The organism is Leptolyngbya sp. GGD (assembly GCF_026735145.1).
Lineage (GTDB): Bacteria > Cyanobacteriota > Cyanobacteriia > Leptolyngbyales > Leptolyngbyaceae > Leptolyngbya > Leptolyngbya boryana.
In genome coordinates, this window is sequence record NZ_JAPQKE010000004.1 from 68,722 (window position 1) to 87,443 (window position 18,722).

At 46.9% G+C, this 18,722-nt stretch carries 15 protein-coding genes and 1 pseudogene; 8 read left to right on the forward strand and 8 right to left on the reverse strand.

Features of this window, described 5'->3' with window-relative positions; genetic code table 11:
* Nucleotides 1-3: 3 nt before the first annotated feature.
* From OU814_RS19475 to OU814_RS19490, 4 genes and pseudogenes are all read left to right on the forward strand, one after another.
* Nucleotides 4-213 carry a hypothetical protein gene (locus tag OU814_RS19475; protein ID WP_268241840.1) on the forward strand — a complete coding sequence of 70 codons (210 nt, stop codon included), beginning with the start codon at nt 4-6 and terminating at the stop codon, nt 211-213.
* 201 nt (nt 214-414) lie between these two features.
* Nucleotides 415-849, forward strand: a pseudogene (locus OU814_RS19480) (transposase family protein); the annotation flags it as partial.
* 338 nt (nt 850-1,187) lie between these two features.
* Complete coding sequence (locus tag OU814_RS19485) at nt 1,188-3,128, forward strand: response regulator (RefSeq protein ID WP_268241841.1); 1,941 nt, start codon at nt 1,188-1,190, stop codon at nt 3,126-3,128.
* Nucleotides 3,129-3,132: 4 nt separating this feature from the next.
* Entirely contained in the window at nt 3,133-7,005 is a 3,873-nt protein-coding gene (locus tag OU814_RS19490) for a PAS domain S-box protein (protein WP_268241842.1), read from the forward strand.
* Between the two features lie 42 nt (nt 7,006-7,047).
* Here OU814_RS19490 and OU814_RS19495 read toward each other — a convergent pair whose 3' ends face one another.
* The 3 genes from OU814_RS19495 to OU814_RS19505 are packed head-to-tail and all read right to left on the reverse strand — an operon-like array spanning nt 7,048 to nt 9,349.
* Nucleotides 7,048-7,809 (reverse strand): hypothetical protein, encoded by a 762-nt coding sequence (locus OU814_RS19495; RefSeq protein WP_268241843.1) that lies wholly within the window; start codon nt 7,807-7,809, stop codon nt 7,048-7,050.
* A 21-nt stretch (nt 7,810-7,830) separates the two neighbouring features.
* The gene (locus OU814_RS19500) at nt 7,831-8,826 is read right to left on the reverse strand and encodes a methyltransferase (protein ID WP_268241844.1); all 996 of its coding nucleotides are present in this window, start codon (nt 8,824-8,826) and stop codon (nt 7,831-7,833) included.
* A gap of 46 nt (nt 8,827-8,872) precedes the next feature.
* Nucleotides 8,873-9,349 (reverse strand): hypothetical protein, encoded by a 477-nt coding sequence (locus OU814_RS19505; protein WP_017286883.1) that lies wholly within the window; start codon nt 9,347-9,349, stop codon nt 8,873-8,875.
* A 414-nt stretch (nt 9,350-9,763) separates the two neighbouring features.
* Between OU814_RS19505 and OU814_RS19510 the strand changes: the two genes are divergently transcribed.
* The 3 genes from OU814_RS19510 (at nt 9,764) to OU814_RS19520 (ending at nt 13,203) form a co-directional block, all read left to right on the forward strand.
* Nucleotides 9,764-11,248: an ATP-binding response regulator gene (locus tag OU814_RS19510; RefSeq protein WP_017286884.1), complete on the forward strand. Its 1,485-nt coding sequence runs from the start codon at nt 9,764-9,766 to the stop codon at nt 11,246-11,248.
* A gap of 67 nt (nt 11,249-11,315) precedes the next feature.
* Nucleotides 11,316-11,696, forward strand: a complete 381-nt coding sequence (locus tag OU814_RS19515; RefSeq protein WP_017286885.1) for a response regulator — start codon at nt 11,316-11,318, stop codon at nt 11,694-11,696.
* Between the two features lie 142 nt (nt 11,697-11,838).
* Nucleotides 11,839-13,203 (forward strand): FAD-binding oxidoreductase, encoded by a 1,365-nt coding sequence (locus tag OU814_RS19520; RefSeq protein WP_268241845.1) that lies wholly within the window; start codon nt 11,839-11,841, stop codon nt 13,201-13,203.
* Nucleotides 13,204-13,292: 89 nt separating this feature from the next.
* Here OU814_RS19520 and OU814_RS19525 read toward each other — a convergent pair whose 3' ends face one another.
* From OU814_RS19525 to OU814_RS19545, 5 genes are all read right to left on the reverse strand, one after another.
* Complete coding sequence (locus OU814_RS19525; RefSeq protein WP_017286889.1) at nt 13,293-13,568, reverse strand: GlsB/YeaQ/YmgE family stress response membrane protein; 276 nt, start codon at nt 13,566-13,568, stop codon at nt 13,293-13,295.
* Between the two features lie 290 nt (nt 13,569-13,858).
* Nucleotides 13,859-14,506, reverse strand: coding sequence for a TMEM165/GDT1 family protein (locus OU814_RS19530; RefSeq protein WP_268241846.1), 648 nt, complete (start codon nt 14,504-14,506; stop codon nt 13,859-13,861).
* Between the two features lie 226 nt (nt 14,507-14,732).
* Nucleotides 14,733-15,494 (reverse strand): ABC transporter permease, encoded by a 762-nt coding sequence (locus OU814_RS19535; RefSeq protein ID WP_268241847.1) that lies wholly within the window; start codon nt 15,492-15,494, stop codon nt 14,733-14,735.
* A gap of 5 nt (nt 15,495-15,499) precedes the next feature.
* A complete protein-coding gene (locus OU814_RS19540) occupies nt 15,500-16,327 on the reverse strand; it encodes an ABC transporter ATP-binding protein (RefSeq protein ID WP_017286893.1) in 828 nt (275 codons plus the stop codon).
* A 59-nt stretch (nt 16,328-16,386) separates the two neighbouring features.
* On the reverse strand, nt 16,387-17,505 hold the full coding sequence (locus OU814_RS19545) for an ABC transporter substrate-binding protein (protein WP_268241848.1): 1,119 nt from the start codon (nt 17,503-17,505) through the stop codon (nt 16,387-16,389).
* A gap of 443 nt (nt 17,506-17,948) precedes the next feature.
* On the opposite strand from OU814_RS19545, the gene OU814_RS19550 reads away from it, so the two are divergent.
* Complete coding sequence (locus tag OU814_RS19550) at nt 17,949-18,653, forward strand: GntR family transcriptional regulator (RefSeq protein ID WP_017286895.1); 705 nt, start codon at nt 17,949-17,951, stop codon at nt 18,651-18,653.
* Nucleotides 18,654-18,722 lie beyond the last annotated feature (69 nt).

Consider the following 18,722-nt stretch of genomic DNA (forward strand, 5'->3'; position numbering starts at 1 on the left):
ATGATGCGATCGCATTCTCCCTGTCTGGCACAAGAACAATCCTCTATGGCTCCGAGTGCGATCGCTAAACCAAAGCTCATGCGCAAGGGGAAACGTGGCGGACAAGGCAAGTTTGGTGTCGAAGACCAACTGCTCATTGCGATGGCATATTGGCGAGAATATCGCACCATCTTACTCAATTCCCTACGGAGGGAAACCCTCCTACAGGATTGAGCGCCAGTTCCACATCGGGCAAAGTTGGGGAATTCATGAAACGACGGTTGGACACATTGTCCGCAAGATTGAAAACATCTTGATTCAGTCGGGTGAGTTCTGCTTGCCAGGTAAAAAAGCGCTGCACTCAGCCCAGACCGAATGGAACATCCTCGTCGTCGATGTGAGTGAGAGTCCAATTGAACGCCCCCAAAAAAACAACGACCTTACTACAGTGGCAAGCAGAAATGGCACACGCTAAAAGCTCAAGTGGTTGTGGACTATCTCAGCGGGATGATTATCTGTACTGCTTTTGACAAAGGGCGAAAACATGACTTTCGCATCTTCAAGGGTTCGCAACTTCCGACTCAACTTGAGCAACTCTGGGTCGCAGACCGAGGCTATCAAGGCATCGCCAAGTTTCATGCTTACAGGTGTACTCCATTCAAAAAGTCGCGCAAGCGCTCCCTCTCCAAAGCGGAACGGCAATTCAATCGCCAATTAGCGCAAGTTCGCATCACGGTAGAACACACCTTTCGCAAGCTGAAGATCTTTCGCATCTTATCGGAGCGCTATCGCAATCGACGCAAGCGCTTTGGGCTACGCTTCAACCTGATTGCAGGCTTACTCAACTACGAGCTTACTCACTCAAACTGATTCGTGCAGGAGGTCTAATAGTGCGATGACTTCTGCTTGATTGGCTGTGGTTTTGAGTTGCTGTTGCAACTGTGCGTTTTGTAGCAATTCTTTGAGAGTTTGAAGCGTGGATGTTCCCCTAATTTGTGACTTGGTTCTGAATGTTATCGGTGGCAGCGTTAAGTTGTGTCTCCGTCGCATTCCTGAACTGATTTGAATTGAATCAATTTATTGGGGAGAAGCTGTGGAGAAACTTGCTCAAAAAGAGAATTTTCAGCACTCCGAAAGGACTCGCTCGCATAAAGTCAAATCGGGGAGAACTAGGGGGCTTGTTGCATTCCGTAAGGCTTCCTCGCATCGTGAACCCGTACAATGCAATCAGCGTTGGATGTTGGGATTGGATGCGGATTTTAATTGTTGAAGATGATGAGGCGATCGCGAATTTAGTTGCGCAATCGCTCAAAGCACATCACTATGCAGTTGATATTGCTGATGATGGTTCGATCGGCTGGGAATGCGCAGAAAGCACCACTTATGACTTAATTCTGCTCGATGTGGATTTGCCCAAACTCGATGGCATTTCACTTTGTCAGCAACTTCGCGATCGCCGCTGTGAAACGCCAATTTTGTTGATGACCGCAAAAAATGCAACCGAACATCGCATTCGAGGATTGGATGCAGGAGCAGATGATTACTTAGTCAAGCCGATCGACTTGGGAGAACTACAAGCACGAGTTCGAGCACTCCTGAGACGCGGTGTTGTGGGAGCGTCGCTGTTAGAAGTTGGAGATTTGCGGCTTGATCCGCAATCGTGCCAAGTTACTTATGCCGAGGAACTATTATCGCTGACCCCGAAGGAATATAGCCTTTTAGAGCTATTTCTGCGTCATCCTGCCCGTGTATTTAGCTGTGGAGACATTATTGAGCATCTATGGACGTTTGATGATCCCCCGCAAGAAGACAGCGTTAAATCCCATATCAAAGGCTTGCGACAGAAATTAAAAGCCGTCGGTGCAGTCAATTGGATTGAGAATGTCTACGGATTAGGCTATCGATTGAATCAAACCATCGGAAAAGAAGAGAAGAAAACGACGATCGATGACGCGAAAACAATCGCTTCTCCGGTTTCTGAACCCGAAGTCCCCGATTCTGAACCATACAATCAAGCGGTAGAGCAACTTTGGAATCAGTATCGTGGGTTAATGGAAGAACGCCTAACAGTGCTACAGCAAGCCGTTCAAGCGTTGAGGACTGAGACGTTAACCGAGGATATGCAGCAAGCGGCAGAACGAGCGGCGCATAAATTGGCAGGTGTATTGGGAATGTTCGATCGTCCCGAAGGAACTCAGATTGCTCGTCAGCTTGAGGAACTTTTTTCAGGACAACTAAATTCTCAACAGCACCCCGCACTCCAGTTGCTCGTTCAACAGTTGAGTCAAGTATTGGAGATTGAGCAGTCGAGCATCGAGCAGATTGAAGTTCAAATTGAAGTTCAACCCATTACGACACCTGCTTCGATTCGATCGTGGAACATTCTCGCAGTCGATGATGATCCGATCATTCTCGCCGCTTTAGAGCAACAACTTGAACCTTGGGGAATGCGCGTCACGGCGATCGAGAATCCCTTACAATTTTGGACAATTTTACCTAGCGTTAATCCGGATCTGATGATTTTGGATGTGGAAATGCCGCAACTCAATGGAGTCGCACTCTGTCAAGCGATTCGAGCGAATCCAACTTGGCAAAGTTTGCCGATCGTCTTCCTCACTGCTCATCAAGACCCTGCAACGGTTCAGCAAATTTTTGCAGCGGGAGCCGATGATTATGTGGTTAAACCTGTGGTTGGGCACGAATTAATTTCACGGATTACCCAACGATTAGAGCGAATTCGATTGCTGCAAACATTGTCCACTAAAGATTCGATCACTGGACTTTCCAATCAATATCATTCGAGTCAAGCGATCGCGACGCTCATAACACAAACCCAATCGGGCTATTTTGCGATCGCATATCTGCCAACACTCAGACAAATCAATATTCAACAGGGTCACGCGGCTGGAAATCAAACCTTGAAACAATTAAGTCAACATTTAGAAATGACTTTTAACAACACGGCAATCTTAGGATATTGGGGGAATGGAGAATTTGCGATCGCACTTTCTCACACTTCAAAAGAAGCTTTGCAAAAACAACTCTCAGCCATCCCAATGAGGTATGAATTTGCAATTGTGCAATATCCAGTCGATGGATTTACCGTACAAGCGCTGTATCAAGCTGCAAGTCTCTGCTTAGAAGGTTAAACCTATGAGTAACGCCTCTAATTCAGTTCCGCAACTCCAACGCGACGATTTGATTACTGTTCTGGAGTCAGCCGTTGATTTGATTGGAATTGCCGATGCAGAAGGCAGAACGCTTTATGTCAACCCCGCAACCCGCCGAGTCATGGGGTTTGGAGAGACCGAAGACATTTTACAGAAACGCATTCTAGACTATCATTCCCCCGAAGCTGCTAAGTTTTTGATGGAAGAAGCTTTTCCGATTGCTTTACAACACGGGATTTGGATGGGCGAAACGCGCCTGCTGAGGACGGATGGACAAGAGATTCCAACGTCCCAAGTGATCATGACGCACAAGAATCCAGATGGCTCGTTGAAGTTCGTTTCTTCAATGATGCGAGACATCACTGAGCAAAAAGCGATCGAAGAACAACTTCGACGTAGTAATGCGTTGCTCAAGGCTCAGCAAGAAGCCTCGATCGATGGCATCCTAGTTGCAGACGAACACCGCAACATTGTTGATTACAATCAAAAGTTCTGTGAAATCTGGCGATTGCCACAAATTCTAACGGCTAGAAGCTCGCGTCAGATTGCAGAAATGGTTGCAGACCAGGTGGAAGACCCAGAAGCTTTTTTAGCAGACATCGAAGCGCTTTATCAGAACTTAGATGAAGTTCTGCACGATGAGCTTTTGTTGAAAGATGGACGAACGATCGAACGCCATAGTAAAGCAGTAAAGTCTCCAACAGGCGAATATTACGGGCGGATTTCGTTCTTTCGAGATATCACCGAGCGTAAGAGTGCTGAGAAAGCACTTCGTCGCAGTGAAGGTCGATATCGTGCCTTTGTCACCGCAACGGCTCAAGCGGTTTGGATGACCAATGCTCAAGGAGAAGTAGTCGAAGATATTCCGCTTTGGTGTGCGCTCACGGGACGCAGCGCCGAAAGTGCAAAAGGCTGGGGATGGCTTGAAAGCGTTCATCCCGACGATCGCGCTCCTACCGCACAGGTTTGGTTAGACGCAGTTAGCTCTGGAACAATCTATGAAGTTGAACAACGGGTGCAGATAGCATCGGGTGAGTATCGATTGTTTGCGGTGCGAGGTGTCCCAATTTTTGATGATCAAGGCAACATTCAAGAATGGATTGGAACCCAAACTGATATCACTGAACAAAAACAAGCGGAAGAATCATTGCGTCGTCAAAATGCTTTACTCCAAGCACAACAACAAGCCTTACAGCGCAGTGAACTCAAATATCGCAATCTGTTTGAAACCGCTCAAGTTGGCATCTACCGAATTCGCTTAGAAGATGGGCTAATTCTAGAAGCAAATCCGTATGCGATCGCGGCTCTTGGTTACGATTGCGCTGATGAAGTCGTAGGTAAGAAATACACGATCGATTTCTATGCCGATCTCAGCGATCGAGACATCATTCTCGATGAAATTCAAAAGCATGGCAAAGTCACGAACTATGAAATGCAGTTTCGTTATCGGGATGGATCATTGCGATGGGGAATGTTTACTTTGTCGATCAATGCTGCCGAAAATGTTTTAGAGTCTGTCTTTACCGATATTACCTCCCGCAGACAAACCGAAGAAGCGCTGCGGCGGAGTGAACTGAAATACCGTCATTTGTTCGAGAATTCTCAAGTTGGGATTGGACGCACCCGCATCGAAGATGGTTTATTTCTCGATGCAAATCAACGCTGTGCGGATATTCTGCGGCTTGAATCGGCAAGCGACTTGATTGATAAACGCTACACCAGCGAGTTTCAGGTTGATCCGCAGGCACGGCAGTTGATGTTGAATGCCCTTCAGCAAAACGAAGAAGTACGCGATTTAGAAACGCAATTGCGTCGAGCAGACGATTCAACAGGTTGGGGCTTGTTTTCGCTGCGTCCGAGCTTAGAAGAAGGCTGCTTTGAGTTCGTGATTGTGGATATTAGCGATCGTAAAGCTGCCGAAGAATCACTGCAACGTCGCGCTGGACTCGATAACTTACTCAGTCAAATCTCTCGGCAGTTCATTGACCAGGATGCAGAAACCGCAATTGGGGAAGCTTTGGAGCTGATTACTCGCCATATTGGTGCAGAGCGCGGCTGCATTTTCGAGTACCGGAACAATCACAGTGAATGTCAATTGTTGTACGAATGGTGTGGTGAGAATATTGCTCCCTTGACTCTTGAAGCAAGAGGATCGAGTGTTCCTGAATTTCCAGTGTTACATCAGCAGATTCTTTCAGGAGAAGCCTTATATACGACCAATATCGCAATGATTCCGGACTCTCCAGAGCGACGGTTATTTATGCAACAGTCGATTCAATCATTAATGGCAGTCCCCGTGATGTACCAGGGAAACGTGACGGGCTTTATGGGCGTGGATACGACTCATTTTCAGAAAGCTTGGAGTCAGGAGGATATTAACAGCCTCAGATTGGTGGGTGAACTCATTGCGATCGGACGAGCCAGATACAAAGCCGAAGCCGATTTACGTATCGCGAAAGAAGCGGCGGAAACAGCAAATCTCGCAAAGAGTACGTTTCTTGCCAACATGAGCCATGAACTGAGAACGCCGTTGAATGCAATTCTTGGATTTGCTCAATTGATGGAGCGTGAGGTTGCACTGTCCGATCGACAACGCAATTCGCTTGCCATTATCAATCGCAGTGGTGAACATTTGCTGGATCTGATTAATGACGTGTTGGAGATGTCCAAGATTGAAGCCGGACGAACGACGTTAAACCTGGTTTCCTTTGATTTGCATCATCTTTTGTACACGCTACAAGAAATGTTTCTCATGCGGGCAAAAGCAAAGCATCTTGCGTTGAATTTTACGATCGCACCTAATCTTCCGCAGTACATCCAAACCGACGAAAACAAGCTCCGACAAGTCTTGATCAATTTGCTCAGCAATGCGATGAAGTTTACAGACCACGGCAGCATTACGCTCGAAGCAACGGTGCAATCCGAAACAATGCTCCAATTCAAAGTCCAAGACACGGGACAGGGCATTGCTCCCGAAGAATTTGACCAGCTATTTCGCCCCTTTATTCAAACTCATAGCGGTTCCCAATTGCGAGAAGGTACTGGGCTTGGATTAACGATTAGTCGTCGCTTTGTGCGATTGATGGGCGGTGATATTCAGGTTGAATCGACAGTCGGACAAGGATCAACGTTTTCATTTGGGATTCAAATCGCGATCGCGAATCCCAAAGATGTTATACCCATGCTGAATTCAAAACGGGTGTTGCAGCTTACACCACAACAATCGAGCTATCGAATTTTAGTCGTAGACGATCGCGCTGAAAATCGAGAATTCGTAGAACAATTGCTCACAATGGTGGGATTTGAAACGCGATCGGCAATCAATGGAGAAGATGCGATCGCACAATGGCAACAATGGCAGCCGCACTTAATTTTGATGGATATGCGAATGCCCGTCATGGATGGCTATGAAGCAACTCGACAAATTCGCGCGCTGGAATCGGCTCAGACTCGATCGAAGATCTTAGCGTTGACTGCCAGTGCCTTTGAAGAACAACGCGCTTCGATCTTGGCGGCTGGCTGTGATGACTTATTAGCAAAACCGTTTCGAGAAGCTCACTTATTTGAGAAATTAGCTCAGCATCTTGGCGTGAACTATGTCTACGAGGAAGAGACAACACCCTCAACTGAACCAACGTTAGAACTAACTCGTGACATCCTAGATGCGATGCCTTCTGCTTGGATTGCCCAACTACATCAAGCATCGCTCGCGGTAGATGCTGATCAAATTTTGCAATTAATTCAGCAAATTCCAGAATCTGAGCAGCAAATCGCGATCGCATTAACCGAGCTAGTTCAACAGTTTTGCTTTGACGAAATTGCCGAGCTTTCTCAATCCGAGGATTACACAGTCTGATGCGCGATCGAGATTGTGCTCAGCGATGAGCAATATAACAAGCTAATTGAGCCAAGTGATTGATTGCAGAATCTCAATCGCTTGATTTGGAGTAATCGTATTCTGGCACAGAGGCGATCCACCTTTGTAGTAAGCGTTCCGAGCAATATCGCCTCCACTGATGCGATAGAACGGACCCACACCTGCCCAATCCGTTAATAAATTGGGCTGTGGTGAATCAAGCTGCTCTGCTGAAGGCATTTTGAATTCACCATTTTCTTGACCGAATAGCAGCGAAGTTTCTCCCAACAACTCGGTCTTGACTTTCGCTGCATACTCTCTCGGCACACCACCCACTCCGCCGCCTGTCGCTTCGATGGCAAAGCAGCTATTCTGTTCAGCATTGCGATAAACAATGCCGTATTGTGGCCCAAACCGACAAGTGCCTTTCTCTGAACGAGACGCATTTTCAGGGCAAGGTTCGGTATCAACTTTGATGACCGTATAGCCTGCTGGAATCGCGCTTGGCACTGCGATCGCAATCCCTAACGATTTGAGTGAAGCTTGCTGAGACGGACTCAAGCCCCCGATTTGCTCTGATTGAGAGTTGTCAGAACTAACAGTACTAGCATCGTGAGAAACTTGCACCGATTGATTCGAGTTCTGTGCAACTTCAACCGAACGATTGCTCTTAGAGGGTGGAGCAGATGCTACTTCAACCGGACTGCTTTTAGAAGGTGGAGCAGATGCATAAATGTTCAGACAGGCACTGGAGCCTAAAGCAAGGGCAGCAGTCAACGGCAGGAGAGCAAAATGGCGCTTCATAACGGTTGGGAAGGAGATACGTTAAAGTTTGACAGCTTCAATAATGCTGAGCATTGAAGGTGTGGGAATGACTCGTGTCAGTTCAAAGCCATTCGATCGCAGCAACGATCGATATTCTGCTTCAGTGCGTTCCCGTCCACCCGTCATCAACAACATAATCATGTCAATCAACTTGGCTGGAGACGGTTCATTACCGGGTGGAAGAATGCTTTCAACTAGCAGCAATTTGCCGTGATCTGGCATGGCTCGATGACAATTGTTCAGAATGATCGAGGACTTTTCATCATTCCAATCATGAATAATCCATCGCATCACATAAGCATCACCCCCCGTTGGAACAGACTCAAAGAAATTTCCAGCAATCCGTTGAAGATTTCTATCGTCCTCAATATTCCCAATCACTTCGGGTAAATCGAACAGAATGCCTTTAAGATGAGGATTCGCTTGCAGAATCGTAGAAATTAAGCTGCCTTGCGCTCCACCGACATCAACGATCGTATTGAACTGAGAAAAGTCATAGCTTGCAGTCACCGCTTGCGCGATCGCAATTCCCATACTCGACATCGATTGTGAGAAGATGTGTCCATCTTCAGGATGTTGAGCGAAGTGCTGCCAAATGTTCATTCCCGCAGCCTGATCAAACGCAATCTCGCCTGTTTTCAAGCTGTGTAATCCATTGTTCCAGCCTAAAGAATGGTCGTATCCCATTTGCGCCATGACTGCATACCGCATTGAAGCTGGATGATCACTTTTGAGGGTTGCAGCCAGCGGAGTCAGCGCAAACTGTTGATCAGATACTTCAGTAAAGACACCAATACTGGCTAAAGCACGCAGAAGTCGATACAGCGATCGCGGATCAGTATTGGTTCCGGCGGCAAGTTGAGCGATCGTTTTCGGTTGGTCGTCAAATAAATCGGCAACTCCTAACTTGGCTGCAAGATAGAGCGATCGAGCAATCCAGAATCCACTAATGAGATTGAGCATTGCTTCTTGAGGAGCAACTTCGATTCTTTCCATTGTCAACATGATGTCTTTCACTCCAAGTAATGTTCAACAGTAATAGTTAAGCTTCAACGAGTTGGGCGGCAGCTTGATTGAAAAATGCCTCAAAGACACCTGGCTGTGCGAACTGTAAATAGTCCTTCGCCAGTTCAGGCGTGAGAAATTCAAGCATTAACTTGTTTTCCACCCAGAATTCGATCACTTTGAAGGGGCCGCGATCGCACAGTCTAACCAGCCAGCCTTCCCGGTTTGCAATTTCTCCAATCTGCTCTAAAGAAGTAGGAACGGAAATCGCTGCATGAATCGAAGTAAACGATTGAGCCATATTTCCAGTAGAGAATTCAACTTCTTCTAGCCCTGGAGTCAGTTGAGTATCCGCCGGATAAAGTTCGATTCCAGTTCCATACTCGTCTCCAACGACTACCATATAGCTTCCCGGATGCGGCGGAAAAGGAAAACAACGACCTTGTAAAACTTCTGCTAGTACATTTCCAACGTGTAATGGCTGATTCACGGCAACCGAAATATGATGCAACATAATAACCTCTGAGAAAGTTCTGAATTGGATACATCAGCTTTAACTTGCTGATGACCCTTAAAGTAAGGAACGATCGAGGAAAAGTCGGGGAGATGCTGAAAAAAATCTACCTGTAAATTTCGGTTGAACGTTGATCGCGCTCTCCCGCCCGTGATTGAAAATCACGGTCTAACCGTGCGAAGTCTCTAAAGAGACTGCCAGAATACAGCGATGCAGTCCCTTCAGGGACTTCGCACAGTTAGCACGGGGTTTTAAACCCTGTGCGGGAGAGAGAGAGCAACAAATCAATCCGAAATTTGCAGGTGGAAAAAATTTGGAACAACATCGAGAAAAGAAATTTTGTTTTGATGAAGGTTCTTTGGAGACTTACGGTCACGTCATAAAATCTGATGAGCGTTCTACTTAAGGTTTGTAATGACCGAGTCCGATTTGCCGAAAGCTGACATTTTAGTCATTGACGACACCCCGGAAAATCTCAATCTGCTCTCAACAATGCTGATCGATCGCGGCTACAAAGTTCGGAGCGTGACAAAGGGTTCCACGGGCATTCGAGGCGCACAGGTGATGCCGCCGGATCTCATTTTGCTCGATGTCAATATGCCGCAGATGAATGGATACGAAGTCTGTGAACAGCTTAAAGCCGACGATCGCACTCGTGACATCCCCATTATTTTTATCAGTGCTTTAGAAGCGGTCAACGACAAAGTAAAAGCATTTCAAGCGGGCGGCGTTGACTACATTACAAAACCATTTCAAATCGAAGAAGTGCTGGCTCGAATTGAAACCCATCTAACACTGCGGCGATTACAAAATCAACTGCAATCGAAAAATGAACAACTCCAGCAAGAGATCCGAGATCGTCAACACGCAGAAGAAAAGTTTGCAACCATTTTTCGGCAAAGTCCAAACCCAATCGCGATCGTGACCATTCCTGAAGGTCAATTCATCGAAGTCAACTCTAGTTTCTTGAGCATTAGCGGCTACTCGCTGGATGAAGTGATTGGTTGTACGATCGCGCAATTACATCTAGGTCGTGATATTGATGCGTTCATGCGTCGGCTTCAAACCCGGACTGCTTTTCACAATCTAGAGTTTGAATTGCTCACTCGTTCTCAAACTAGAAAAAATATTTTACTTTCGGTTGATCACATTGACCTCAATGGCACATCCTATGCGCTGCTGATTGCGAATGACATTACCGAACGCAAACGCCTTGAAAACGAATTCATTTCCTTGGTCAGCCACGAACTTCGGACTCCGCTAACTTCAATGATGGGTTCGCTGGATCTACTCGGCAGCGGACAGTTAGGCAACCTCACCGAACAAGGGCAACAGGTTCTCAATATTGGCATCAAGAATGCTGAACGATTGATTCGATTAATCAATGACATTCTCGATCTCGAACGGATTCGCTCAGGCAAAATCACGATGAATCTACGATCGTGCAATTTAGCCGACTTAATGACACAAGCCACCGAAGAAATGCAATCAATGGCGAATGGCTCAAACATTCAACTGATTACAGAGCCGCTATCATTGTTTCTCACAGTTGATCCCGATCGCATTGTGCAGACCTTAACCAATCTGCTCAGCAATGCGATCAAATTCTCACAACCTAACAATCAAGTTTGGATGCAGGCACGATCGACGATTTCAAGCATCTGTATTAGTGTTTGTGACCAAGGACGAGGCATCCCTGCTCATCAGATCCAGACCATCTTCGAGCGATTTCAGCAGGTCGATGCCTCGGATGCCCGACAAAAGGGAGGAACTGGACTAGGACTTGCGATCTGTCGTAACATCGTCGAGCAACATGGCGGCAGAATTTGGGTTGAAAGCATCGTCAATCAGGGCAGTACATTTCATGTTGAATTGCCGCTTAGCGATGAAACGATTTAAGAATAGCTCCCCGACTTCTCCTCGATTCATTGCTACTTTGTGAATATCAGACCTCCAAAGATTAGAAATGAACAAGCAAATTTTGATTGTGGATGATGAAGAAGATGTGAGAGCGATCGCCACACTCGGTCTGCAAATGGGAGCAGGTTGGAACGTCTTAACGGCAAGTTCGGGTGCAGAAGGAATTGCGATCGCGACTCAACATCAACCGGATGCAATTCTGCTGGATCTGATGATGCCGGATATGGATGGCTGTGCTACGTTACATCACCTTAAGCAAAATCCTGAGACCCAGCTTATCCCTGTCATTTTGATGACTGCTAAAGTGCAAGCTTCAGAGCAACATAATCTCCACGATTTAAAAATCGCTGCTGTGTTTACTAAGCCATTTCGTCCCCTCACGCTTGCCCAACAGATTGCTGATGCGTTAGCTTGGCATGATGATTGAAGCAACGCAACTTGAAATGTAGTATTTGCCCGATGTACTTAGGGAATTTTGACAGCTGAACTGTCATTATCCTCTGCGAATTTTCTGAAATGCTCCTCAGTGTGTTTGTGTCTATGAAAGGCAAGCGATTTGGAACAATGCAATGGCTGAACTTACTGGAAAAGTCATTTACGCAGGCGAAGCAGGGTATGAAGATGCGCGGCTGAACTTCAATGCGCGATTTGCTGCCTCGCCGCTGTTGATTGTCTTCTGTCAGTCTGTGCAAGATGTCGTCAACGCTGTAAATTGGGCGCAAATGAGTGGAGTTCCGGTACGAGTTCGGAGTGGACGACACAGTTATGAGGCGTTTTCGGTTGCAGATGATGCGCTGATTATTGATCTCAACGATATGGAGCAGATTCGATTTGATCGAACCACAGGACAAGCTACCATCCAAGCTGGCGCAGAACTCGTTGCGATCTATGAAACTCTTACGGCAGAGGGGGTCACAATTCCAGGTGGATCTTGTGCGACGGTAGGCATTACCGGATTAACGCTCGGAGGCGGCTATGGATTACTCGCTCGCTGGAAAGGATTGACTTGCGATAGCTTGCAAGCCGTAGAAATGGTGACGGCTAAGGGAAAACTCATTGTTGCGGATGCGACTCAGAATGCTGATCTGTTTTGGGCGTTGCGGGGTGGCGGAGGTGGAAATTTTGGCATTGTGACTGCGCTGAAATTTCAAACTCATGCGATCGATAAAGTCACCGTCTATCAACTCAAATGGGATGCGACTGAGATAGAACGGGTGATTCAACAATGGCAAGCTTTTGCACCAGACAGTGACGATCGTCATACGAGCATTTTGAAACTCACACCGGGAAACTCGGTCTATATCGTGGGTCAATTTGTGGGAACCGAAGCAGAATTACGCACTGTGCTCGCGCCTTTATTCGCGATCGCACCGAAAGAAACCGAGATCGAGACATTGCCTTACCTTGAAGCAGTCTATGCCTTTGCTGGATTAAAGCCAGATTATCCAAAACGCTTAGCTCATTGGCATGGTTCACAGACGAAATTTAAGAATGCTTCTGATTATGTTGCCCGTCCGTTGAATGCAGAGGGCATTGCCACGGTTGTTAAATTCCTCAAGCAAGCACCCAGTCGAAATGTCGTGCTGCAATTTGATAGTTATGGCGGCGCGATCGCCAAAATTCCCCCTGATGCCACAGCGTTCTGCCATCGCCAAGTGAAGTGGAACATTCAATATCAAGCATATTGGACAAAACCGCAGGAGCAAGCTGCCCATATCAATTGGGTGCAAAATTTCCGCTCAGCCATGCAGCCGTATGTTACTGGGGGATGCTATGTGAATTACTGCGATCGCTCGATTAAAAACTGGCAAACCGCCTACTACGGAAGTAATTGGCAACGATTAAAGCGGGTGAAACAACAATACGATCCGGGTAATTTTTTCAGTTTTGAACAAAGTATTCCTGCGAATACCGGCGGTCGTGGATTGGCCTGAGTAATACTCGTTTTCGCAGCAGTCTTAGGACTAGGTGTAGAAAGACTGCTGCAGCGAAAACGACAAATCCTTACCTTCGCTCAATGACGTTAGTAGATTCTTCGGCGGCTGACGAAAGCATAGTAGAGCCACAAGGCAACGATAGCACCCATTACTGCAATCAATAGCCCAGGCAGGGTGAAGCCTACTGCACTGAGGGATAACGTTCCTGTAGTCAACAAGGTGTACAAGGTGCCACCGATAAAAGCACCAACAATTCCCAAAAGCATTGTTCCTAAAATGTTGCTGTCTTGATAGCCAGGATAAATTGCTTTGGCGATCGCTCCAGCTAATAGTCCTAAAATAACCCAAGCCAGAATACCCATAGTGATAATCTCCTGTTTGAATAAAGATAGAATTCTTCAGTAATTTGTTTTAACGGTTTCGTTCTGTCGTGTAGATGCTTGCCATCTATGCGCAATATATAGGATGTCTCTAGCTCAAGCGACCTTCCTTGAGAGAGAAGGTCACTCAGCTTTGAGAAGGAAAATCATTGAGAACTTGAAAACTTGGGGTAGAGTAACGGAATTCGAGAAAATGATCATTCTAGTGCGGGCGCAATCGCGAGGAATCTGCACTGCGAAACTGAGCAGTGCAGGTTTTAGTAAAGAAGAAGTTAAGCAGGCTGTACCCAAGTTACGATCGCAAACACGAAGAACAATAAGCCCCCCACGATCGTCACTGTTCGCTCTGAAATTCGAGACGCGATCAATCGACCGCCAAATACGGCGATCGCACAACAGATCGCATGTCCCAAAATTGCACCGAGCGTTACTCCGATTAAATTCTTCGAGGCTCCTAGTGCCATCGTGGTAATTTGAGTGCGATCGCCCCACTCGGCAATAAAGGTCAGCGTAAAGGCTTCCAACATAATTGCAAGACGGGTTTTCTTCTTGAGATTTGCCTCTGCTTGGAAAACCGCTTCTATGGCTTCTTTCTCCGCCTCAGAAGCACATTCCGAGTTATCCAGCAGCGATTTGTCTTGGCACTCGGGCTTCATTTTGCTGGCATCGTAGAGCATTTTGAATCCAAACACTGTGAAGAGCACGATCGTGCCGTAATGCACCCAATTTTGAGGCAAAACATTTGCAGCTTGTCCGAGTAGAACTGACAGGATCGTCATGGTCGCGAGCGCCAACATTGATCCCAGAAATACAAACCGCCGCGAATGTCGCATTGCTAAACACATCGAGATAAAGAACGTCTTATCGCCCAATTCCCCGATCGTGATAAACAATAATCCAGCTGTAAATGCCTCTAACATCAGGCTTCCTCTCAGGTCAGTGATAATGAACTGAGCAAGCTTGATGAAAGACAAAAGACCTCACCAAGCTCACTGCAATTCGTGAACTTAGTGAAGGTCTCGCTTCCAAGTAAAAAAGCTTCTTGTCGCTTGAACCAGGCTCATCGCCAGTATGTTGACTCAAGCGGGCTGAACGAATGTCAGCAGCTACTCCCCTTCAAACTGAACTGATTATACAGGAAATGGTTTACCGCGCCCAATAAATTACTTTTTTCTCAACCAGAACGAAGAAGCCGTACAGCAAAATTCCCATCAGTGCCAGAATCAGCAGTGCTGCAAAGGCTAAGGGAACATTGAAATCCGAGGTGGCTTGAACAATCAAAAATCCGAGTCCTGCATTAGAAGCCACGGATTCAGAAATCACTGTTCCAATAAATGCAAACGAAGCAGCAATTTTCAACGATGCAAAAATGTAAGGGAGAGTGTGAGGCCAACCAATTTTTTGGAACGCTTCGACCTGATTGGCTCCCAGCGCCCGCAGTACATCTTTCATTTCTGGCTCAACGGTGTCTAATCCGAGCGCCACATTCACCGCGATCGGGAAGAAAGCCAGCAAAAATGCAGTTAACGTCGCTGGAATTGCATTCGCGCCAAACCAAATGGCGAGCAGCGGCACTAATGCAGCTTTGGGAATCGTGTTAAATGCCACAAGCAGCGGGTACAGCGTCAGATAAGCCGCCCGTGAATACCCAATAATGAATCCAAGTACCACTCCGACTGCAACGGCGATAATGAACCCTAGCATCGTTGTCCAAAGCGTGCGGATCGCATTGACAGTGAGCTGCGGTGCAAAATTGATCAAAGCATTGAGGATATTGGTGGGTGCAGGCAAGTTGAAGGGCGGGATCTTAAAAATGATCACGACCAATTCCCAGACGATGAAGAGGACAACAGTTGCAATGAATGGCAACACAAAGCCTGCTGACTTTGATTTCAGAAATTTTTCCATCGGTGCTAGTTGTGCTGAATGTGTTTGCGAATGCTGGCAAAGTAGTGATTAAACTCGTCGCTTAGCTCCATTTCCAAGGTTCTTGGACGGGGGAGATCAATCTTGACTTCATAGATAATCGAGCTAGGACGCGCGCCCATCACATAGACGGTATCGGATAAAAAGACCGCTTCTCGTAAGTCATGCGTAATCAAAATACCGACGCATTTGACCTTCATCCACAGGTTTTGCAACATGCCCCACATTTCCTCGCGGGTAAAAGCATCTAATGCTCCGAACGGCTCGTCGAGGAGCAGAATTTCTGGGCTGTGGATCAGCGATCGACACAAAGAAGCCCGTTGTCTCATCCCACCGGACAACTGCCAAGGATATTGCTTCTGAAAATCTTGTAAGCGCACCGTTGCCAGCAGATCTTGCGCCATGCGCACATACTCTTCTTTGCGCTGACGATAGTTTTTCTTGTACGAATCGACGATTTCGAGTGGCAGCATCACATTGTCGATCGTATTGCGCCACGGCAGCATGACTGGATTCTGAAAGGCAATTCCAGTATTGCGCAGGGGCTTTTTAATCGGTGTGCCGCGATAGCGAATTTCCCCGATCGGAGCCGGACTCAAGCCTGAGACCATTCGCAAAATTGAAGTCTTCCCACATCCACTGGGACCGACAAACGACACAAACTCACCCGGTTGGATCGAGAGATTCACTTCTTGAATAATCCGTCGCATTTTTCCTTCAAACGGATACTCCAATCCAACCCGATCAAACTCCAATAATGGCTCTCCAGATGACGAACCAGAATTGACCGATAGAGAATCAACCTGTGGCTGCATAATTCCTCAAGATGTAAATGAAAAAAGGGCTGAACTGTTCAGCCCTGGTGTGAACGAGGTTAGGACAACGGTTTACGATCGCTGGGCAAAGTCCGCTGCTCTTTCGGGGGCAAGAACTTGTCGGTATAAATATCTGCGACAGATGGCGTCGTTTTTAAGCCAAACCCTTCGGCGGTTTGCTTCAAGGTTTTCTCTAGCCGCGCCGGATCAACACTGCCTAGCCCGATTTGCTCCACTTCAGGACTGATAAACATCCGCTCTAAAGCGACTTGTAGTCGCACCTTCTCAGCTTCGCGATCCATCAGCTTTGAATCATCTGATGCCATGACCGCATCCAGTCCTGCCGTTGGGTCTTTCAGCACATCCTGCAAGCCACGCATGTAAGCTTTGACGAATGCTCTCACGGTGTCAGGATTTTGCTCGACAAAGCTGGCTTTGGCTAAAATAGCGTTGCCATAAAAGTCCATGCCATTGTCGTTGTAGTAGAAAATATTGATGTCCTCTAGCTTCTTGCCGCCTTTGAGCAGACTGGGCAATGCAGAGGTTGAGAATCCACTGATCGCATCGACTTGACCTTGAAGTAAGAAGCTTTCCCGAAGTCGGGGTTCCATGGTCGTCCACTCCACAGATTTGGGATCAAAGCCGACTTCCTTGGCGAGCACGGGAAAGAGTTTGCGAGGCCCATCGCCGGTGGGTGCGCCTAGCTTCTTGCCAACGAGGTCTTTGGGAGAATTAATCCCTTTCTCCTTGAGGGTCAAAATTGCAAAAGGTGCTCTACTCTGCGTCACCGCCACCGCAATCACTTTATCATTCGGGTTTTTCTCATTGAATTCCAGCGCGTTGTACATGTCGCTGAAAGACAGATCAAATTTTCCAGTCCCGAGTTTGCTAATGGTGTCTGCGTTGCCGAATCCTCGTTCATAGGAGACATTCAAGCCTTCTTGAGCGAAGTAGCCTTTGTTCATGGCAACAATCAAGGGAGCATCTAAGCTCTGTTTCAAAAACGAAAGTTGCACGCGAACGGCTTTGAGTCCTTGCTGATTGGCGGCAGGGCTAGCCGAGTTAGCAGTGCTGCCTGTTGGAGCCGTAGCCGTGGGCTGAGAGGCGCATCCTCCGAAAACCACGATCGATGCCGCAATTAAGGATAGGCTTGATAAACGTCTTGATATCTTACTCACAATCATTCTCCAGCGTTAAATGTCAGCGAAACCGCAAAATCCGCAAAGATGTATAAGATGGGTTGTAGGGTTAGGAAGATAGCGCGCTGAGTGAAGGCGTTGCGGATTGAGTACAGCATCGCTGCTCTTACGAAGCCCGTAAATAACAAGGCTTGTAGTGCATACAGGATACAAAACTTCCCTTAGAGCATTATTGAGATCATCTATCCTGCTTTCTGTATCTTTCGTTACTGGGTTTAGAGTTTCTTAAGCGCTTGGATGATTTCCAAACTAATATAAAAATTTTTATATACTTCCCTTTCCTGCCAGTTTGAAAGATGAATGATGAAGAAACTCGACCATTCACGCTTTCAACGTTTACGAAGTAAATTTTTGTGGTTTAGCGTCGAAAATATTGCCCGATCGCTTATCAAGTTTTTTAGAGCGAGGACTCTATTGTGCTGATGTCTGGTCAATCTCTCCAACGTGCTCAATTGCTTCATGAACAGACCTATCAAATGTTGCGCAGTGCGATTCTGTCTGGGGAACTGGCTGCTGGCTGTCGTTTGATTGAAACCCAACTTGCCGACCAGTTGCAAGTGAGCCGAACGCCGATTCGAGAAGCCCTGAGGTTATTGCAACGCGATCATTTGGTGACGACTGATGCTCAGGGAGCGATGCGAGTCGCAGTGTTATCGATCAAGGATGCAATCCAACTCTATGATTGCCGGATTGCGCTAGAGCAATTATCGGTTTCTGCGGCGTGTGGAACTGCGAGTGATGAGCAAATTCAATGCATTGAAAGCGCCTTGCAACAAGCAGAAAAAGCAAGTTTGACTCCCGCAAATTCGCTCACTCCGTATCAGCTTTTGCATTTGGATTATCAATTTCATCGCTCAGTTGCGGAGAGTTCTAGTAATACGTGGCTGGTGCAGATTTTAGATCAGGTGTTCGATAAGATGGCGCTGCTGAGATTGAGAACGATCGAGCATAACCCGAATGTTTTAGAAATTCGCGGGGAACATCGCCGCGTCTTAGAAGCGATTCGCCAGCGGGATGCTCTCGCCGCGATGCAAGCCATTCAGTATCACTTAATCGCGAGTAAGGAGCGAGTCGTACAAGAAATTCAAGAGTTAGAAGCCTTACTTACGACAGAGGCGGAAAGTTAGGAAATGCTGTTCTCCAGCAAAAGTATGTATACAGCACTACAGAAGATTAAATTGTGCTCGCTGTATTTA